At 65.8% G+C, this 257-nt stretch carries 1 protein-coding gene; it reads right to left on the reverse strand.

What is annotated here, in order from left to right; all coding sequences use genetic code 11:
* Positions 1–257, reverse strand: a 257-nt coding sequence (locus tag AC0L3U_RS39675; RefSeq protein WP_473365162.1) for a sugar phosphate nucleotidyltransferase, incomplete at both ends; no start/stop codon positions are given.

Below are 257 nucleotides of genomic sequence, written 5' to 3' on the forward strand. Positions count from 1 at the left end.
CCGGAATCGCGCCGCATCGGCTCGAGGATCACGTCGGCCTCGATGCCGATCTCGGCGAGCTGCTCCAGCACCATGAAGCGGTAGGACGCATTGGTGATGACGATCGGGCGATCGAACAGCGAGGTCTCCGAGACGCGCAACAGCGTGTCCTGAAATGTCGAGCGCGTGCCGAACAACGGCAGGAACTGCTTGGGGCGCACCTCGCGCGAAGCCGGCCACAGCCGCGTTCCGGCACCGCCGCACATGATCAGGGGGAT

It is taken from the genome of Bradyrhizobium sp. Kon69, assembly GCF_055807515.1.